Source organism: Ruegeria sp. CH8 (genome assembly GCF_056536985.1).
The window spans coordinates 1-18,627 of the sequence record NZ_JBQFQR010000047.1 but is presented as its reverse complement, the minus strand read 5'-3'; the positions used below and the strand labels follow the sequence as shown (position 1 = coordinate 18,627).

At 55.2% G+C, this 18,627-nt stretch carries 18 protein-coding genes; 5 read left to right on the top strand and 13 right to left on the bottom strand.

What is annotated here, in order from left to right; translation table 11 throughout:
• Window positions 1-83: 83 nt before the first annotated feature.
• The 5 genes from ACR0ER_RS24820 to nadA all read right to left on the bottom strand — a co-directional run bounded on the left by ACR0ER_RS24820 (window position 84) and on the right by nadA (window position 6,549).
• Window positions 84-1,922 (bottom strand): two-component system sensor histidine kinase NtrB, encoded by a 1,839-nt coding sequence (locus tag ACR0ER_RS24820; protein ID WP_480771154.1) that lies wholly within the window; start codon window positions 1,920-1,922, stop codon window positions 84-86.
• An 84-nt stretch (window positions 1,923-2,006) separates the two neighbouring features.
• Window positions 2,007-2,951 carry an NAD(P)-dependent oxidoreductase gene (locus tag ACR0ER_RS24815; RefSeq protein WP_480771153.1) on the bottom strand — a complete coding sequence of 315 codons (945 nt, stop codon included), beginning with the start codon at window positions 2,949-2,951 and terminating at the stop codon, window positions 2,007-2,009.
• Between the two features lie 126 nt (window positions 2,952-3,077).
• Complete coding sequence (gene nadC / locus ACR0ER_RS24810) at window positions 3,078-3,926, bottom strand: carboxylating nicotinate-nucleotide diphosphorylase (RefSeq protein ID WP_480771152.1); 849 nt, start codon at window positions 3,924-3,926, stop codon at window positions 3,078-3,080.
• Complete coding sequence (locus ACR0ER_RS24805) at window positions 3,923-5,488, bottom strand: L-aspartate oxidase (protein ID WP_480771151.1); 1,566 nt, start codon at window positions 5,486-5,488, stop codon at window positions 3,923-3,925. The genes nadC and ACR0ER_RS24805 overlap by 4 nt, the downstream gene beginning before the upstream one ends.
• Window positions 5,489-5,496: 8 nt before the next feature.
• Entirely contained in the window at window positions 5,497-6,549 is a 1,053-nt protein-coding gene (gene nadA, locus ACR0ER_RS24800) for a quinolinate synthase NadA (protein WP_480771150.1), read from the bottom strand.
• Window positions 6,550-7,356: 807 nt separating this feature from the next.
• Between nadA and ACR0ER_RS24795 the strand changes: the two genes are divergently transcribed.
• Window positions 7,357-7,614, top strand: coding sequence for a YjhX family toxin (locus ACR0ER_RS24795; protein WP_480771149.1), 258 nt, complete (start codon window positions 7,357-7,359; stop codon window positions 7,612-7,614).
• Window positions 7,615-8,067: 453 nt separating this feature from the next.
• Here ACR0ER_RS24795 and ACR0ER_RS24790 read toward each other — a convergent pair whose 3' ends face one another.
• From ACR0ER_RS24790 to ACR0ER_RS24755, 8 genes are all read right to left on the bottom strand, one after another.
• Window positions 8,068-8,562, bottom strand: coding sequence for a M48 family metalloprotease (locus tag ACR0ER_RS24790; RefSeq protein ID WP_480771148.1), 495 nt, complete (start codon window positions 8,560-8,562; stop codon window positions 8,068-8,070).
• Window positions 8,563-9,386: 824 nt separating this feature from the next.
• The gene (locus tag ACR0ER_RS24785) at window positions 9,387-9,854 is read right to left on the bottom strand and encodes a transglycosylase SLT domain-containing protein (protein ID WP_480771147.1); all 468 of its coding nucleotides are present in this window, start codon (window positions 9,852-9,854) and stop codon (window positions 9,387-9,389) included.
• A 108-nt stretch (window positions 9,855-9,962) separates the two neighbouring features.
• Complete coding sequence (locus tag ACR0ER_RS24780) at window positions 9,963-10,949, bottom strand: DMT family transporter (protein WP_480771146.1); 987 nt, start codon at window positions 10,947-10,949, stop codon at window positions 9,963-9,965.
• 235 nt (window positions 10,950-11,184) lie between these two features.
• Window positions 11,185-12,006, bottom strand: coding sequence for a helix-turn-helix domain-containing protein (locus ACR0ER_RS24775; RefSeq protein WP_480771145.1), 822 nt, complete (start codon window positions 12,004-12,006; stop codon window positions 11,185-11,187).
• A 493-nt stretch (window positions 12,007-12,499) separates the two neighbouring features.
• A complete protein-coding gene (locus ACR0ER_RS24770; RefSeq protein ID WP_480771144.1) occupies window positions 12,500-13,006 on the bottom strand; it encodes a DUF6647 family protein in 507 nt (168 codons plus the stop codon).
• A 192-nt stretch (window positions 13,007-13,198) separates the two neighbouring features.
• Entirely contained in the window at window positions 13,199-14,824 is a 1,626-nt protein-coding gene (locus ACR0ER_RS24765; protein WP_480771143.1) for a winged helix-turn-helix domain-containing tetratricopeptide repeat protein, read from the bottom strand.
• A 421-nt stretch (window positions 14,825-15,245) separates the two neighbouring features.
• Window positions 15,246-15,689 carry a hypothetical protein gene (locus tag ACR0ER_RS24760; RefSeq protein ID WP_480771142.1) on the bottom strand — a complete coding sequence of 148 codons (444 nt, stop codon included), beginning with the start codon at window positions 15,687-15,689 and terminating at the stop codon, window positions 15,246-15,248.
• 73 nt (window positions 15,690-15,762) lie between these two features.
• Complete coding sequence (locus tag ACR0ER_RS24755; RefSeq protein ID WP_480771141.1) at window positions 15,763-16,278, bottom strand: DUF805 domain-containing protein; 516 nt, start codon at window positions 16,276-16,278, stop codon at window positions 15,763-15,765.
• Window positions 16,279-16,847: 569 nt separating this feature from the next.
• On the opposite strand from ACR0ER_RS24755, the gene ACR0ER_RS24750 reads away from it, so the two are divergent.
• The 4 genes from ACR0ER_RS24750 to ACR0ER_RS24735 all read left to right on the top strand — a co-directional run.
• Complete coding sequence (locus ACR0ER_RS24750; protein ID WP_170337109.1) at window positions 16,848-17,147, top strand: hypothetical protein; 300 nt, start codon at window positions 16,848-16,850, stop codon at window positions 17,145-17,147.
• Window positions 17,148-17,338: 191 nt separating this feature from the next.
• On the top strand, window positions 17,339-17,596 hold the full coding sequence (locus ACR0ER_RS24745) for a YjhX family toxin (RefSeq protein WP_170387522.1): 258 nt from the start codon (window positions 17,339-17,341) through the stop codon (window positions 17,594-17,596).
• Window positions 17,597-17,605: 9 nt separating this feature from the next.
• Window positions 17,606-18,127, top strand: a complete 522-nt coding sequence (locus tag ACR0ER_RS24740) for a GNAT family N-acetyltransferase (protein WP_480771140.1) — start codon at window positions 17,606-17,608, stop codon at window positions 18,125-18,127.
• Between the two features lie 322 nt (window positions 18,128-18,449).
• Window positions 18,450-18,627, top strand: a 178-nt coding sequence (locus tag ACR0ER_RS24735; RefSeq protein WP_480771155.1) for a tetratricopeptide repeat protein, incomplete at its 3' end; no start/stop codon positions are given.

The window sequence follows — 18,627 nt, the reverse complement described above, 5'->3', positions numbered from 1 at the left end:
AACCACACCCGACCGCATCAGGCCCTCAACATGCGCCCACCAGTCCCCGAAACTCTAGTCCGAGATGGCCCAGAACAAGGGGGCTAGACATGCTGCTCGGGGCTGAGCGCGGGCATCATCGGGTAAAACAAGCTGAACCGAGTGCCCTTGCCGGGTTCCGAGTGCAGTTCGACCCGACCATGTGATTCCTCGACACTGTTATGCACGATGGTCAGCCCCAGACCGGTGCCCTTACCCACCGGTTTTGTCGAGAAGAACGGCTCGAACACCTTTTGCTGTACCTCGTCGCTCATCCCTGGTCCGGTGTCTGAGACGTCCAGACGGATCACGCCGATCGCCTCGTCCGGCAGATCCTCCAGCGCGTCGTCCTCGGCCCGGCTGATCCGCAGAACCACTTCGCCGGGGTTGTCGCCCATCGCCTCGAACGCGTTGTGGCACAGGTTCAAAAGGGTCTGGAAAAACAGGGTGGTGTCGAAATCGGAAAAGGCGGCTTCGATCTCAACGTCAAAACGAGTTTCAATGCTGGGCGGGGCCGAAACCTTGATCAGTTCCAGCGCCTCTTGCGTGGCTTTGACCAAATCACCGCGCTGCGGGTTGCGGGGACGCTGACGGGCAAAGGTCAGCATCTTGCGCACCAGCGTCTGCGCCCGTCGGGCCGCGATGCGGATATGACTGACCGAGGTCTGAACGTCCTCGTTCCCGTCGGCGTCCAGTTCGATCAGATCGGCATTGCCGATGACACTCATCAACACGTTGTTGAAGTCATGCGCGACCGAGCCCGCAAGAATGCTGACGGCCTCCATCTTCTGCACCTGGGCGAACTGTTCGCGGGTGCGGCGGGTCTCGGTGATGTCTTCACCGATGCCGATATAATGAGTGACAGAGCCGTTCTGATCCACCAGCGGGAATATCGCCGTAGAGACCCAGTAATGGGTGCCGTCCTTGCGCAGGTTCCGGAACACGCCGTACCAGCTTTGGCCCTGTTTTAGCCGGCCCATCAAGTCCTTGTAGATCCCCTGCCCGGAATAGCCCGATTGCAGCATTTTCGGCGTATGGCCATAGACCTCGTCCGCCGTGTATCCGCTGAGGTCAAAGAACTTGCGATTGGCGTATTCGATATTCAGATCGGTGTCGGTGATCAGGATCGAGGTCGGGCTTTGTTCCACCGCGCGGGCCAGTTTTCGTTCGGCCAGTTCGACCTGCTCGCGCAGGGCCAGTTCCGCCTTCAGCCGCCTGTTGGTGCGCAGGATGTTGGTGATCAGCAAGGTGGTCAGAATGGCGATCACCCCGACAAGCACGATCAGCCCGACCAGCAAGACCGAGAAGTTGCGAACCAGCCGTTCGCCATCTGAAAACGCCCGCACCATGCCCGAAAGGCTGCGGTCCCGCTCTTCGACCCACAGGGTCTCCAACGTCGCCAAAGCCGCCAACGCGCCGCTGTCATCAACGCGAACACGCGTATCGATCTGTTCGGCGGTCTGGCCTGCGGCGATACCTTCCTCGATCAGGGGGATGTTGCCGGTATATTCCAGGGCCACGTCTTCGATCTGCCGCAAGGCGTCCAGTTCCACTTGCGACGGATCCGAGTTTCGATAGGCTTGAATCGTGCCCAACAGACGGGCCGATTGCTGCCGCAGGATCGGTCCGTAGTCCGGGTCCTGACGCAGCACGTAGTTCTTGAAGTTATGGATCAGACCGCCATAGCCGAAATCCTCGCGGATATCGGAAATCCAGTAGCCGCGCGGCGTGGTTTCCACCGAATAGCTGTGCCAGGCCTGCCGCATCTCACCTATGCGGTTACCGGTTTCACGCGACATATACAGAAACACCGACAGGATGATCACAAGCGCGATGCCGATTGCAAAGGCCACGGCTAGAGACCGCCTTGGAAAACCCTCGACCACTTCGGGGACGTCTTTCATGCCTGCACCCTGACCTGATCAGCTTACAGGCTTAGGGTGTGTCATGAATTGTGCAGGCACACCACTTGTGTTGGTGACGCAGGCCTAGGTCGGCTCTTCTTCTTCAGCCAATCCGTTCACCGCAGCGGTGAAATCGGCCAGCATCGGAAGGTAGCTGTCCCCGCGCCCCGAGGCCTCCATTGCCGCAAATCCGTTTCTCAACGCAGCCTGTACCGGGGTCACGGCACCCAAACTATTGGCAAGGTTCGCCAGATACCGCATGTCCTTATGTGCATTGGTGATGGTGAATTTGTGCGCGTTCTCGTCCCGCTCCAGCGTCCACTTCATGAAGGTCTCGTAAAACCCGTTCGACAAACGGCCCGGGCGGATCACCGAATCCACTTGCTCTGCGCTCAGTCCGGATTTGCGGGCCACGGCCAGTGCCTCGGAATACAGCGCCGCGTATCCCAGCGAGATGAAGTTGTTGATCAGCTTCATTTTATGGCCCAACCCAACATCACCCATATGCACGACCAGACCGGCCCAGCAGTCGAGCACAGGCTTGATACGTTCAAAGGTTTCCGGCGCGGCGCCGACCATGGTGTCCAGTGTGCCGGCCTCGGCTTCTTTTGGGGTACGGCCAAGAGGCGCATCGGCCAGATCCATACCAGCAGCCCGAAGCTCGGTCGCCAGTTGCAGGGTTGAAACCGGGTCGGAGGTTGAACAATCCACAACGATCAACCCGGTTTTGCCCGATGCCAGTATCCCATTATCGCCACGGACCAACTGTTCGACCTGTGGACTGCCAGAAACACACAAATGGATAATGTCACATTGTTCGGCCATCTGTTTCGCCGAGGTCACCTCGGTCGCACCACGTTGCACCAGATCATCAACCGGTTGGCGATTGCGGTGCCCCATGACGACAAGAGAAAAGCCATGCTGAAGGATGTTCTTCGCCATGCCATGTCCCATCAGGCCGACGCCGATGAAGCCGATAACAGGTTTTTCCATGAGGTGCCCCTTTCCATGCCGGGGCTGCCTTGGCACTGAAAAGCTCAGAACCGATCCCCCTTTGCCCCACTTGTGTGAGGAGCACCCCCTTGCCAAGGCCTACGGGATCAATGTTTCGTGACTTTGCGGAGTTGACTGATATCCCCGTGGAGCGGCGCAGAGTCAGAAGTCCAGCCCGATATCAATGGTACGATAGGAATGAGTCAGCGCGCCGGACGAGATATAGTCGACCCCGGTCGCCGCCACCACCGCCACAGTCTCGCGGCTGATATTGCCTGACGCCTCGGTCACGATCCGTCCATCTACCAGCGCGACCGCCTGTTTCAGGGTCTCGGGTGGCATATTGTCCAACAGCACCACATCGGCGCCGCCGACCTCAAGCACTTCGGCCAGCTGGTCCAGCGTATCTACCTCAATCTCGACCTTCATCATGTGCGAGGCGCGGGCCTTGGTGGCCTTGAGCACCGCCCCCACGCCACCGGCAGCGGCGATGTGGTTGTCCTTGATCAGAATAGCGTCCGACAATGAAAAGCGGTGATTGAACCCGCCGCCATGCAGCACCGCCTGTTTTTCAACAATGCGCAGGCCGGGCGTGGTCTTGCGGGTGCAGGTGATGCGCGCCTTGGTGCCTTTGGTCTCGGCAACAAGCGCCGCCGTTGCGGTCGCGACACCGGTCATGCGCCCGGCAAAGTTCAGCGCGACCCGTTCGCCCGACAGGATCGAGGCCGCGCTGCCCTTGATCTCGATCAGCGTGTCGCCTTTGGCGCAGCGCTGGCCGTCCACGATGTGGGTAGTGACCTGCAGCGACGGATCAACCAGACGGAACGCCAGCGCGGCAATCTGCATCCCTGATACCACCGCATCCTCGCGCGCGTTCAGCCGGGCACTATAAGTGGCATCCGCCGGGATTACGGTCAGGGTGGTGATATCGCCATTGGCGCCCAGATCTTCCATCAGCGCCGCGCGCACCATGGGTTCCAGGATCATGTCGGGCAAAGCCGGATAGGTCATGCTGCGTCCTTTGCAATGCGGTCCCGCAGAGCCAGTGCCTCGGTCAGTGTCAGGGCCGAGCGTTGGCCGGGGCCGGGAATAAGATCAGGGAAATCGGATCGGTAATGCGCGCCACGGCTTTCCTCGCGCAGCAAAGCGGCGGCGGTGATCAGGGTGGCCGTAGCGGTCATGTTGAGGAACACTTCGGACCCTGCGTGCCTGGCCTCAAGCGCTGCGATCTGCGTCAGGGCGCGTCGCAGGCCGGTCTCGTCGCGAACCACGCCGACATTTTCGGTCATGGCCCGGCGCAGGGTGGTCACATCCTGATCCAACGCGGTGTCGTCCCCAGAGGTCAGGCGAATATCAACCTCGGGCGCGCCCTGCGGGGTCACCGCATCTGCGATGTCGCGCGCGCAGGAGCGGGCAAAAACCAACGCCTCGAGCAAGCCGTTCGAGGCCAGACGGTTCGCCCCGTGCAACCCGGTCGAGGCCGCCTCACCGCAGACCCAAAGCCCGGTCAACGGGCTGCGCCCGGCCAGATCGGTTTCAACCCCACCCATGTGGTAATGCGCCGAGGCGGTCACTGGAATGGCGTCACGAACGGGATCGACCCCATTGCGCAGGCAAGCCTCGGTCACGGCGGGGAATTGCGTGGCGATGTCGTCCCCGATGGCTTGGCGCGTGTCCAGAGCGGGTCTCTTGCCCGCCTGCGCCTGCTGGTAGACGGCGCGCGCAACCGTGTCGCGCGGTGCCAGTTCGGCATCGGGGTGGATATCAGGCATGAACCGATGGCCGTCACAGTCTATCAGAATAGCCCCTTCGCCGCGCAGCGCCTCGGTCGCCAGAGGCGTCGGGTCTTCGCCCACATCGATTGCGGTGGGGTGAAACTGGACAAACTCGGCATCAGCAATCCGCGCCCCGGCGCGGGCCGCCATCCCGATCCCCTGCCCGCGGATACGCGCCGGATTGGTGGTCTGGGCATAGAGGCCAGATGACCCGCCAGTGGCCAAAACATGCGCCGCACCGCGCAGCAGAACGGTTGGCGCAGTGGCCGTGTCCGCATGGGTCAGGTAAACGCCGGTAACCTGCTTGCCGTCGCTTTCCAACCCGACGGCCTGCGCGCCTTCGATCACTTGAACTCTGGGCGTCTGGCGCAATTCCTCGATCAAAGCCCGCATGATCTCGGACCCGGCCTGATCGCCCTTGACCCGCACCACCCGCGCTGCTGAATGCGCGGCCTCGCGGGACTGCACAAAGCCACCATCGGCGGTGCGATCAAACCCGGTGCCAAGGTCGGACAAGTCGTGGATATGCTCGGGCGCGGCCTGTGTGACGAACTCGGCCACCTCGCGCAGGACCGACCCGGCGCCCGCGCGCATAGTGTCCTCGGCATGGGCTTCGGGGCTGTCCGTCCGGGCCATCGCCGCAGCAACACCGCCCTGCGCCCAGGCCGAGCTTGCGCCAGACCCCAACGGTTCGGGCGAGATCATCACGACCGGACAAGGGGCCAGCTTCAGCGCGGTATATACCGCCGCAAGCCCGGCTCCGATGATGACCACGCGCGGCGTCTCAACGGTTTGCATGTCGCCGATCAAATACCCAGTTTGCGGGAAAGGTCGATCATGCGCTGCACTGACAGGCGCGCCTTGTCGGCCACGTCCGCATCAACCTCAATCTGCCCGGTCATGGTATCCAGCGCGAACAGCACCTTTTCCAATGTGATCTTCTTCATGTAGGGGCACATGTTGCAGGGACCGACGAAATCGACTTCGGGCAGTTCGTCAGCAATGTTCGACGCCATCGAGCATTCAGTGATCAGCAGCGCCTTTTCCGGCTTTTCATCGGTGACATATTTGATGATGCCGCTGGTCGAACCCGAGAAATCAGCCTCGGCCACTACATCCGGCGGGCATTCGGGGTGAGCGATCAGCCGGGTACCCGGGTTCCATTCGCGGAAGTCTCGCAGATCCTTGGCGCTGTACTGTTCGTGCACGATACACGAGCCTTCCCACCAAACCACGTTCTTCTGCGGTACGTCGCGGGCAACGTTCTGCGCCAGATACTGATCCGGGGTCATGATGACCGTATCGCTGTCTTGCGCGGCCACGATCTGGGCTGCGTTGGACGAGGTACAACAGATGTCCGAGGCCGCTTTGACCTCGGCCGTGGTGTTCACATAGGACACGACCGGCGCGCCGGGGTAACGGCGACGCATTTCTTCGATGCCTTCAGCGGTGATCGATTCAGCCAGTGAGCACCCTGCCTCCATATCCGGCATCAGAACCGTTTTCTGGGGGCTGAGAATCTTGGACGTCTCAGCCATGAAATGCACGCCGCATTGCACGATCACATCTGCCTCGACCTCGGTCGCCTTGATCGCCAGTTGAAGACTGTCGCCGCCGAAGTCGGAAATGCCGTGGTAGATCTCGGGCGTCATATAGTTATGGCCCAGAATGACGGCGTTCCGCTCGGCCTTCAGATCGTTAATCGCCTTCACATAGGGCGCATAGATTGCCCAATCGACGGGCGAGACCACGCGGGACATGCGGTCATAGATATCGCTCATGCTTGCCGCAAGCTCGGGCGATGGGGCCAAATCATATTTTTCGGAGAGATGCGCGCGCTGCGCGGGAAGGTCGAACACGGGTCTGTTTTCTGCCTGATGAACTCGTGACGTTGTTCATATGGGGTTTGTGGCGGATTTACCACCATCCAGATCGGAAGATTGTTCTGATATTGCCGGAAACGGCAGAATTATCTTGCCGAACAGCACGATCTTTGGTCCTTCGAGCTTTTCCCATACCGAACTGGTCCACCGTTACGTTTAGGAAACGGAGGATCATGAAGAACGCACAATCGATCGAAGCCGGAAGAGATTGTCTCGAAGTACAGTTAGTTGAGGTGTCAATGGGCAATGCATGTCCCGTCTTGATGTGATCAGGCAGATCGGCGTGGTTGAACAGACTTTTTAAAGCGGGTGGAAAACAACGCTTCGGCGCTCCGTTTGGAGGAGTGGCCCCAATACGCGTAGTGGAATAAGTGCGAGATTGAAGGCCAAGTAACTTTAGTCAAATGTTTCAAACGTCGCTGGAGGCCCTTTCTGGTATGCAATGGCAGCACCGACGCTGCCGATCAGGATTATCGCCCGCTCACAACCGACGACGTCTTACGAGGTATCGATTGGATGCTGGTGCGAACGCAAGTGACGCGCACCACCACTCAAAATGAGACATCTGGACCTTAAGAGATATTGACCCGTCTTGCCTGAAGGACTATCTGCGCCAAACGTATGAGGCGGTACGCCTCACACAACGGAGATTTTATGAAAGAGACCCGGGCCTAACGCCCGTTCCTGGCGACCTAAATTCAGGAACACCAACACTGATGAGCACACTCACGCGCGGTGCTGAGTGTTCTTTTTGTTGTTCTTTCGTAAAACCGAGACATCCCAATGAATATCTCAAAGCACGAGCAACGTGTTTTGCACGAACTCGCCCTTGGCGGGGCGATCCACTTCGAACGACTGGAAAACGGAAAAGTCCATGACGTCACTTGTTATACGCGTGACGGCTATGTGCTGTCCGACTGCACCCTGAGTGTTTTCCAACGCTTGCTAAAAAAGCGCTTTATCCAATCCAAAAACGGCAACCCCTATCGCGCCTCCGCGTTGGGGATCAAATCCGTGCGCGCCCAAATGAACCAAAGGTAAGGCAGAACCATGGGTGCGAGGTGTCTGACATCAGCACCGATGGGACAGTTTAGGTTGATTTGATAAGAGATGGTTTCTGGCTCATCGTAACTAATAACAGAAGATATTGAGTGTAGTCGCTTCACGACTCAGCTGCCGCCAAAAGGTAAGCACCACAAATGGCATGGAGCCGAACGGCCCGCCAGTTTGCGACCCGGTCATCAACGACCTGAACCGCGTTGAACACCGCATCAGAGGTCGCTATTTCCGCTGCACAATGGCTTCAAATCTCTCTACTTCGCGGCAATAGGAATGCTGTGAGTGCAGGTGCAGTTCAACGAGCGTTTCCGGTATGGATTTACTGTTGTCGCTCTCTGCAAGTCGCGTTGGCGGCAGGTCGCAGCCCTTAGCGGACCTTTATCACTCAGCTTTGCAAAACCGAGATAGGAATTACCAAACACAGACTCAAATTGGTCATCGTCCGATCTGGGCCATAGTATCTTGCACCGCGTAATACCTTTGAGCGTTGGGAGGATGTGTCCCTAGAAAACGATCACCAGGATCAGGGACTCGTGCAAAGTACAGCGCACCTTTGAGGGGATCATAGCCAGCTTTGTAGGCTATAACGGTGCCTAGTCGATCTGCTTCCAATTCAAAGTTCTTTGAATAGCTGCGCCCACCAACAAAGGCTCCAAGATCTTGTGCTGCGGCAATGTCATTCGGCCCGGTCCCCGCCACGGTCGCCAGACCTGCAAAAATTATTGCACCAGCCGCCGCATTTTGGGCGCGTCGCGCCAAATGCCCTTGAATGTGGTGCGCGGCTTCATGCGCCATAACAAATGCAAGTTCATCGGTATTGTTCACATCCCGTGTCAGCGCTTGAGTCATTGTGATAACGGGACGTCCCGACTTGCTTAAACTCTGATAGGCGTTTGAGGGTGCTTTTTCGTTTGGATCAATGCGGATCAAAAAATCGCAATTCACTCCCCGAGTTTGGCGGCGACATTCTCGCTCTGCAACGGGCTCTATTCGAGAGGCTACCTGCCGAAATCTCACTTGCGCCTGCTGTGAACTGACCGATGCAGTCGTGCGACCGGGATTTGGGATAGGCGCCGATGGAGGAGCCGCGGTTGACACGCATCCCGCCAGCAACAAAACAACCCATACAAAGACACTCCGCTTCATAAATGCACCTTTCTAATTTTTAAGAGCCGAAATAAAGCTCGTAGTCGTCGATAAAACAGTCCCCAGTCCCGAACCTTAGGACCTGTGTAGATTGTTATCCAATAACAGAAGATTTTGAGTGTAGTCGCTTCACGGTTCAGCTGCCGTCAAAATGGTAAGCACCGCAAATGGCATTGAGTCGAACGGTCAGCCAGTTTGCGACCCGGTCATCAGCGACCTGAACCGCGTTGAGCACCGCATCAGAGGTCGCTATTTCCGCTGCACGACGGCTTCAAATCTATCTACTTCGCGGCAAAGGGAATGCGGCGAGTGCACGTGCAGTTAAGCGAGCGTTTCCGGTGTGGGCTTACTGTTGTCGCTCTCTGCAAGTCGCGATGGCGGCAGGTCGCAGCCTCGAAGCGGACATCCAAAACTGGGTTTTGCAATTTTTTGAGATAGCGGTAAAGCCGCTTGTTTTCTTCCGCGTATTGCTGTTGCAGCAACTACTCGCTGTTTAGGTAACTATGCAAGACGCGCAAATACATGGCTCCGTAGTGCGAACCCACTCTGATTGGAGGAGTTTGTTTACGGTTAATTTGAAGCTCAATGTAGCTCCTGTGGAAAGGGCTTCAACCGCAGTACTTTCGTACCTCAGTATCCCTAAGCCCGGTGGCCACAAGCATGCATCTGTTTCGCGCCTCGTAATAATACCCACGGGCATACCACATGACCGCTTCGGGCTCATTTCCATCCGAAACCATCCAAGCGCCACGCAGGTATTTTACAGCGTACGTCAGATTGGTCTGAGCGTCCAAGAGGTCGGAAGGCTGTCCACGAAATCCCATCTGGCGCGCTGTGGCAGGCAGAATCTGCATCAGCCCGTAGTAGGGGCCATTTCGAGCATTGGGACGATAGTCACTTTCTCGCTGGATCACACGGTGTACAAGGCTCCGCGGCACACCGTTTGCGTCCGCAGTTTCGTTGATCATCACGCGCAGCTCAGGGGTCTCACCGGGATAAAGTCGGGTTATTGGCTCGGCGGGTTCATTGCCGCAAGCGGTAAGAAATAGCGCAGCAAGAATGACTGTGTATCGCATCAAAATTCTCATCTCATTAGCCACAAGATTCATCAGCGCTCAACTGCGATTGATATTCAATATCCCAGGGTATTTTTGAGCGGCTTTTGGCCAGAATTGATTTGGCACCTAATACCGACGGTGCACTCTTTTTTCAGTTACAACGTGCCTCTTTTTCTGACGCTCACGCAAAAAGACAAACAGTCCCGACCCCAAGATCAGTGAAATACCGACTGCGACAGGCAGGTTTGGGAGTTCACCCCAGATGACCCATCCCCAGAAAATAGCCATTGGAAGACCGACATATTCAAACGGTGCCACTGTAGCTGCGTCTGCCATGCGGTAAGCTTGACCAAGGCAATACCCGACAATTGCAGAATTGAATCCGAGCCCAATAAACAACCAGCGGTCAGTCCCTTCGGGCCAAACCCAGGCACGCAGTAAGAAGACCAAGCTTTCGTTCTCGAGCTCGCTCGCAAAACGCCCATCCCCTGCGACTGACCAGAACAATAGACTGACAACGATAAAGCACGCCTGTATGTACACGGCCATAGCTGAGGCTTTGGACTTTGCGCCAAGAAAACGGGTCATCACGTTGTTGAGGGCATAGGTGAAAGCAGCAAGAACCGGTAAGGCATACATCAACAGACCAACTTCACGCTCGCCGCCGGCCTCCCATGGGCGGGTCATGATCACCACACCCAAAAATCCCACAAGCACAGCACCAATCCGCATCGGCCCAACTTTCTCGCCAAGCAATGGGATACTCAGCAAGGTGATCATCAAGGGAGCTACGAAGAAAACAGCCGTGGCTTCCGCCAGGGGCATTACCGCCAGGGCTGTAAAGAACGTCAGATTGGCAACGACAATCAGCAGGCCGCGCAGAAAGTGAAGTCCCGGCTGATCGGTTTTCAGGATGCGCCAACCGCCCTCCATCTGGACCAGGGCAAAGCTGAACCCGATCCCGATCAACGATCTTGTAAACACCATCTGGTGCAAGGGGTAACCGCCAGACAGGAATTTGATCAGCATATCATTGACAGAAATCGCCAATATTCCAATCAGTACTAACGCAATACCAGCTGTCGGGTTTTGTAGTTTTTGTGCCGGTGTCATGGAGTGCCCCTTAATTAGGCCACTACCGTGGGCCACAGAATTGGTCACGTCGCTTTGCGATACGGGTTTTGCTCAAATATCCGCGACGCGTATCTGTAACTGGTCGCAACCCGAACCGGACATTCGACTTTTAACTTCATCTACGTAGCGCTGCCCAAAAACAGTCCTATGAATCGCCCACAATTGAACCTTTGAGCAGAACGCTACTTGCATATGACCAATTGTCAGACCGAAGTTAACTATTTTCGAAACGGTCAGCATATGCCTTCTTGAGCATTGGGCTGCGTCGGGCGAAAAGAGAATTGGGTATGTTTTTTCCGGCGAGGTGCCAAAATTCGAGACCTGCGGCGTTAAAGTGTGGGCCGATGAATTGGAAACTCAGATCCTTGCAAAGCTGATGCCCTATTGGGCTTGCGGCGATGGCGGCTAGATCTTTTAGATAAACCTCCCTTTGTGCGAGATCTTCCAGTACTTTCACAAACCCATTTAGCAGATGAAGCGCAGAGTTTTGGTGCCCCTGCGCGATGTAGACACCGGCGCAATAGCCGAAATAGTCGCCAGGAAGAACCGGGCGTCGAAGGGCTGATAGACTGAATTCAGCTTCAACCAACCGGCACTCACGGAACCTGGCTTCCAAATCTTCATCCAGGAAAATAAGCGAGATATGAGCGGCCAATTCATCTCCAACCATGACATATACGCCAGACATCGCCCCATCCTTTAGAATCTCTGCCCAGATGGGATCGCAGGCGGAGAACCCGTCCGGAAACTCATGAGCGCTTGCAAGCTCCAAGGCCTGAACTGCGGCATCGGCAAATTCGATAGATCCGTATTCCAACGCGACTTCATGTTCGCGAAGAACTCGGTATGAGGCGTATGTTCCAGTTGAACGGCTTTCCCAATCCTCGCGGCAAGCCACGACTTCATCCCGCGTCCATCCGAGTTTCTCTATCAAAAGGTGTTCCAGGTCACCTCGGATGTAAGACAGTGAACGCTCGTATTTGCTGATCGCATCTACACTTAATCCCAGCAAACCAGCCAATTGTTCCTGTGACATTCGACCATCCTTACCGTTGCGAGCTCGATGGCTTCTAAGCCTGTCGGCGAAAATGGACGAAGGGGCGGTCATGTTGTCTCCGAAATGGTCGTGCCGCTGCTTATCAATATGCCTGACAATAGGTGATTGCCCAAGTGACTTACGGATGACTTACGGGTTCAGGCGGATCAGGTCCGTGGCCGAGTTCTCTTAGACGAGCCAAGCTCGACGCATTCACAAAAAAGGAACCTGCAATGTCACGTCGCATATGTCAGTCACCCGGTTCGCTCGACGCAATTTTCTTTGGGTTTGCGTCTGCCCCCAAAACCCGACGTCGGCACAGATCGGACACCACTTGTCCAAAACGATTGAGACGCGATGGACCTGTTTCCCCAATGCGCCGCCACCGGTTTAAGGGAAATCTTGACTTCTAGTTCAGAGCCACGATTTGTGAATTCGCTGTACAAGTCAGTTTGCTGGCATCTCTGGCCCAAAGAAGACCTACTCAGCGAATTCAGTCGGGATGGATATCGCGTGGTGAACAGTTGGCCGCAAGCACAATAGCGATCCAATTCACATCCAGCACTAGATTGAATTGGTTCAGCCATCTTTCCTGTAGTGTATACGCCGGATGTTCCATCGCACCAAGGCACGCCCAGTGCGCCGTTGCTTGCCGGTGGTGTATCAACTCATGCAGAAGAACAGACTGGTCGCTCAGGTTTTCGGCACTCCATGGATTTACCAAAGTGATCGTCGCAGAGTCGGGATCATAGAACCCACGCGTTATGCGCCCTATAGCCATTGCAGGCTCATTAGCATCTACCGCAGACAGGCTGTCAGCAAATTTTATGGTCGGCGCATTTTTACGCCTTGGCAAATCTGTTTCACTGTCAATCCAGGCCTCCAGTGATTCAACAACATCGGACAGCGATTTTGACTGACCTATGGCATCATGAGATACAAGCGAAAAGATGACCAAAGCAGTCGCCAAAAATGGAACTTTCTGTCCAAATCTACCCATAAATCTCACCTCGCAAATCACCTGCCTCCGAGACCTGCGAACAAATTGAAGCATGGTCGCGCACACGGCCGCGGACACTCGCAACCAATAGGTTAGGCGATCAAGAGAGTCGTGAGATCAGGGTGAAATTAGTCTAAAATTTGAGTGAGAAACGGTGTACTTACCGCTTTCAGGTTGGTTTCGGCAAACGAATCAAGAACCAGGGGGCATGCCAGCCACACGCATAGCGTCAGCCCACCGCTCCATCATGGCCGGGTCCCGCCAACTCTCACCAAAAAACTCAACCTCTTCAGCAACTGTCCGTCCGGGGTTTTCTTTCCTGAACCGTTGCATCGTCTGTTTCGCAGCTTCGATATCGCCACTGCAAACCTGAAGCGCTGCCAGAACCCTGAGGGCGTTGTTGGGTATGTTGGGCATCCGCGTCATCGTTTCGAGACCATCGTCACACTGCTCGGCACTCCACTGCGCCCAGCCGAGTTGATGGAAATACCAACCGGGCGTAACCGGATCGAGATCGATAGCTTTCTCAAGAAGCGCGATGGCCTCTTCGGCCCGTCCTAGAAACACCAATGGATCCGTCACGCCGACCATGACCAGAACGTCGTTTGGATTCAATTCACCCGCGACCGAATATCGTATTACGGCTTCTTCCAGTTCTCCTGCGGCGACGTGCACATCTGCCCGCGCAACGTGGGCCAAATGATATTCTGGGTCGAGTGCCAGAGCCTTGTCGGCAAGGGCCTCGGCCTGCGCTAGTTTTTCACTCCTCGGCAAATCTGGATCAACCTCATTTGACCAGAGGTCGCGCCAGTGAACCCACGTCAGGCCTATATAGCCAAAGGGCGCAGTCGAGTCATTTTTGACGGCTTCGTCGAACAGATCACGCGCCGCCAGTGTTTCGGCAATTGTGTCCTGTTGAAAGTGCTGCATGCCCTTGATGTAGCTGTGAAGGGCTCCGATTGCTTCGCGTCCCCCCCTCAATGGGGGTTTGCGAGTCACTTCGCGTCCGATTTTGTTGGTGACTTCGCGCACAATCCGATTCTGCACATCGAACAGATCGCCAATGTCTGAGTCATAGTCTTCCGCCCAGACATGCGTCCCATCGTACCCATTTATGAGCTGGACTGTAATCTTGATCCGGTTGCCTGCCTTCTGCTTGCTGCCTTCGATCACGTAGTCGGCGCGAAGCTTGTCAGCAATTTCAGAAATGCTAAGCCCACTGTCACGGAAACTGAAACTAGAGTTCCTGGCAATGATCGCAAGCTCGCGGTATCGAGACAACTCCGTCAAGAGACCTTCTGCAACACCATCGCCAAGATATCCGCTGTCTTCACTGGCACTCAAATCATCAAATGCCAGCACTGCGATCCTCGGAGGCCCACCAGCCTGAGATGTTGGCCACATGAGCCAAGCTGCAACAACAATGACAGCAGCAATTGCCATGCCCAAGGCTGAGACCCGTTTCCAAGAGTGCCGCTTTTGCAAGGCTGGTTGTTCTGCTTCAAGGCAGTACCCCCTTCCAATATGTGTTGTCAGCAGAGTCTGTTCTCGGTCCCGAATGGTGCGCCGGATTTCCGCAATACACTGGGTCAGGCTCTCGTCCGACACAGTCACATCCGGCCACACGGATTCCATAATTTCCGACTTGGTCAGGACCTGGCCGCGTCTCTTGGCAAGACAGGCAAGAACCTCCAAGCTCTTATTCCTTAATTTGACCCGATTACCAGACGCGTCCAATAGATCGTGAGACTCCACATCGAAACGAAGATCACCAATTTGAACTGTGGAGGGGTTAACCGCGATTTCATTCTCGGTCATGTGAACCACCTGCAAGCATCTTAGTTTCTAATAACCAGATTATACTGCATTCGGCAGGCTGAAGCGCCTGTTTTGCAAACAACTATGAGTTTGATGTTCAGTATTGACGCATCGCAAGCGCGATAAACTACGTGCTTTGAGTTCGATGTAACCGTTTTTGCGGTCCAGTCCGAATGCAAATGTCCAAGGACGTGTAAGCCCGACGTTTAGCGGGTTTGCAAAGTCCGGTTTCTGCGCATCACAGACCTTCGCGAGAATCCAAGCAAAAAAGCCGCATGGAACCCAAGGGACCTTGGGAGGCCCCTTGCAGGATTGAGCAACGCAACGGGCCATAACCGCAACGACTACGCCAAAAACTGATTGAGTTCATCGCTAAGGCAGACAATCGCACAGCGCAAAACTATGGGCAAACTACGCAAACTTATGGGGTGCGCGAAGTGTTATGCTTTAAGTCAAAGATTCCATAGCTGACGTCTTGATCAATCATCGACAGATTGACCGACGCATTGGCCGCAAGCTGGTCCAGTACAAAACCATAGTCCTGCTGACTATTGAAGCTGACCTCGACCGGATAATTGTCGACGATCTGCAAGGCAGCGTTTTCTGCGCCAACCTGAAATACACCAACCTCGGTGGCGCCGTTCTTCAAAAAACGAATGGAGAGCCCTTGCTTCTCCACAATGTCCTGGCTGTCCTCGTATCCAGCCGGAGCAAAGCGAATACGGTTACAGTGAAGCTCCAACGTCATGTTTCCGGTTTGAATAAATGCATTGGGATTAGGCCCGGAACTGAACGACCACTCCGCTGATGCTGTGGTCGCCATAGCCATCAGTAACATTCCAAGGGAAATCGGCTTGCAATTCATTTTCTCTCTCCATGACGCTGCGGTTCGCACTGCCATTCAGCAGAGGTGCCGGCTTGTTGCCTGGACAACCAGTTCAGGAAACAGGTTCGCCGTATTCGTTTGCGCCTTCTTCCGAAGGGCGCGTCAACCACCAGATCATCAGAATGGACAGAACCAATTGAAGAATTGAGACAACAACAATACCGGTCACTCCCAGGACTGCCGCGGGTCCTCGTAATGCGTCAGGGTTCTCGGTCCCTTGCTCCAATACCGAGAAGAACGCCACCCCACCCAGCATAACAAAGAGCGTTGTAATGCTGAGCGCCATCGGCAGCAGCAAATACCAGCCAGGTCGTCCTGTATCATGCAGCCTCCGCCAACCGGCGGCCAGCATAGGTATGAGAACAGCCAGTTGGAAAACAGAGGACAGAACCCGAGATCCCTGCCCTGTTTCGGGGTTGGTCCCGAATATGATCGTATCCAGCACAGCTAAAGCAGCGCTCGCGAGAACTACGAACAAGAAAAAACACCAATATTCTGAGCGTAAAGCCCGACCGGAGAACTGGAAGTATTTCGAGAAACACGTTGTAACTGCTTCGCCAAATCCCATATTTCACTCCATTCTTACTTTCTGTGCGGTCTCAAACGCTTCGCCGCTCAGGAGAACGCACTCGCCCCTAAGGATGCTCCCTCTTACCTTTTTGTTTGAAAGCAGAAGCCTATCGCACGAGAGCGTAAAGAACTTTACGCGCGGAAAAAATATTGATTTATTAAAAATTAGATTCAAACATGCGAATTTGACGCAACTTTATTTTACCTCCGTTGTTGTCGCTGTCGCCCGATTTGTCGGGCCCTTCCGACCGCTGGAGTGAGTGCTGGCGGTCGGAAGGCTGTTTGCAATGACCGAGCGTTGGGAGGACGCGATGCTTAGACTTAGTGTACTCGCCCTCCCTCCGGAATTCGCTCGAGCTTTTGCCAGTGTCGTCAATCAGCTTTCACACGTTGTCGGCGGTCTCGGTATTCAAAGTAATATCGCTCTGCCCGCCAAGCCCCCCGCGACAAGTTGTTGGGAAGGGAAATCACAGGGTCGAAGTATGTTCCATAGCCTGCTCTGACGCGAGAACTTCAAACAAGCCCATCCAATTTCACTAATTTCAAGGGAACCAGAGGGAGAAGAAAATGTCTAACAAGATGGTGATGATTGCAGGCGCGACATGTTTCGCACTGCTTGCGGCCTGCGACGATACGAGCACATCAAGCGCGTCCGCCGAGCTCACGCCGGCTCAGCAGGCGTGTTTGCGAGACGTAGCCAATACGACAAACAATTCGCAAGTCGTGGTGCTCTCATCCGCGTTTAGCGAGGCGGGAACACAGGTTACTGTAGGCGTTGGCGAGGATCGTGCTCCTTGGAATTGCATTGCTTACAGTGATGGCGCGACAGCTGGTATCGAGTTCCTGGGCGACGAAGGCGCATTGTGACCTGTTTGGTGCGTATCTGCGCCGAGCGTATGAGGCGGTACGCCTCACAAAACGGAGATTTTATGAAAGAGACCCGGGCCTAACGCCCGTTCCTGGCGAACCAAATTCAGGAACACCAACACTGATGGGCACACTCACGCGCGATGCTGAGTGTCCTTTTTGTTGTTCTTTCGTAAAACCGAGACATCCCAATGAATATCTCAAAGCACGAGCAACGTGTTTTGCACGAACTCGCCCTTGGCGGGGCGATCCACTTCGAACGCCTGAAAAACGGAAAAGTCCATGACGTCACTTGTTATACGCGTGACGGCTATGTGCTGTCCGACTGCACCCTGAGTGTTTTCCAACGCTTGCTGAAAAAGCGCTTTATCCACTCGAAAAACGGCAACCCCTATCGCGCCTCCGCGTTGGGGATCAAATCCGTGCGCGCCCAAATGAGCCAAAGATAGGAAAGAACCATGAACCACGCAGGCATTGACGCTATTATTGAAGTCCACCGACTGGCCTTTGGAAAAGAAGAAGGAGAAGACGTCGCTCAGCTTGCCAGAGACTTCCTCAGCCTCCCTGACACGATTTCTATCAACTCCGAACGCGACGGGAAGATCGTGGGCAACGTGCTGTTTACTCCGTTCATCTTCGTAGATCACCCAGACGCGAACTGTTACCTGCTGGCACCTTGCGGGGTGCTACCAGCGTATCAGGGCCGTGGCGTTGGAAAAGAGATCATGGAAGCGAGCATTGAACATCTCAGGTCCGTTAGGACTGATGCGGTGTTCGTGTTGGGCGTACCGACGTTTTACCCCAGATATGGTTTTGCCTCGACGGACAAGCAGACGCCATACCCGGATCTGATGACGGCACCGGAGGCGTGGATGGCGCTTGACTTGACTGAAGGATCTGTACAGAAACTGAGTGGCAGGACAAAGGCAATCCCACAGTTCATGCAATCTCATTGGTGGGACACCTCCCAGCACGGGTGAAGTCCACCCGCGTCTGTCGCCTAGTAACCGGAACCCGGCATTCAAGGTCGCCAATTGAATGGCGGGTTAGTTCTGCGTGGTGCGGGCATCTGAGTCTTTCAATGGACGGCATACATTTAGCTTGTCTGAGGCGGTCACTCATCGTAGCGGATTGTAACGCGACGCCAATTTTTTACTCAACAGAGCTAGGTTGCAAATTTGAACATTTTGACTGGAGAAGCGTTTTGCAGCAAACAAGACCTAGCGCAGGTCTTTATGCTCCACCAGTATCGAAAAACGGCCCAATATGGTAATCTCTTCCCTTAAACTGGGGGATACCACTATGGATTATTATGACCTCGGGACTTATAGCCGGAAGGTTACGACCTCGTCGGAAGAAGCTCAGCTTTGGTTTGACCGGGGCTTGGCATGGACTTACGCGTACAACCACGAAGAAGCGATTGTTTGCTTTCAGAATGCCGTGGCTGCGGATCCAAATTGCGCAATGGCGCACTGGGGCA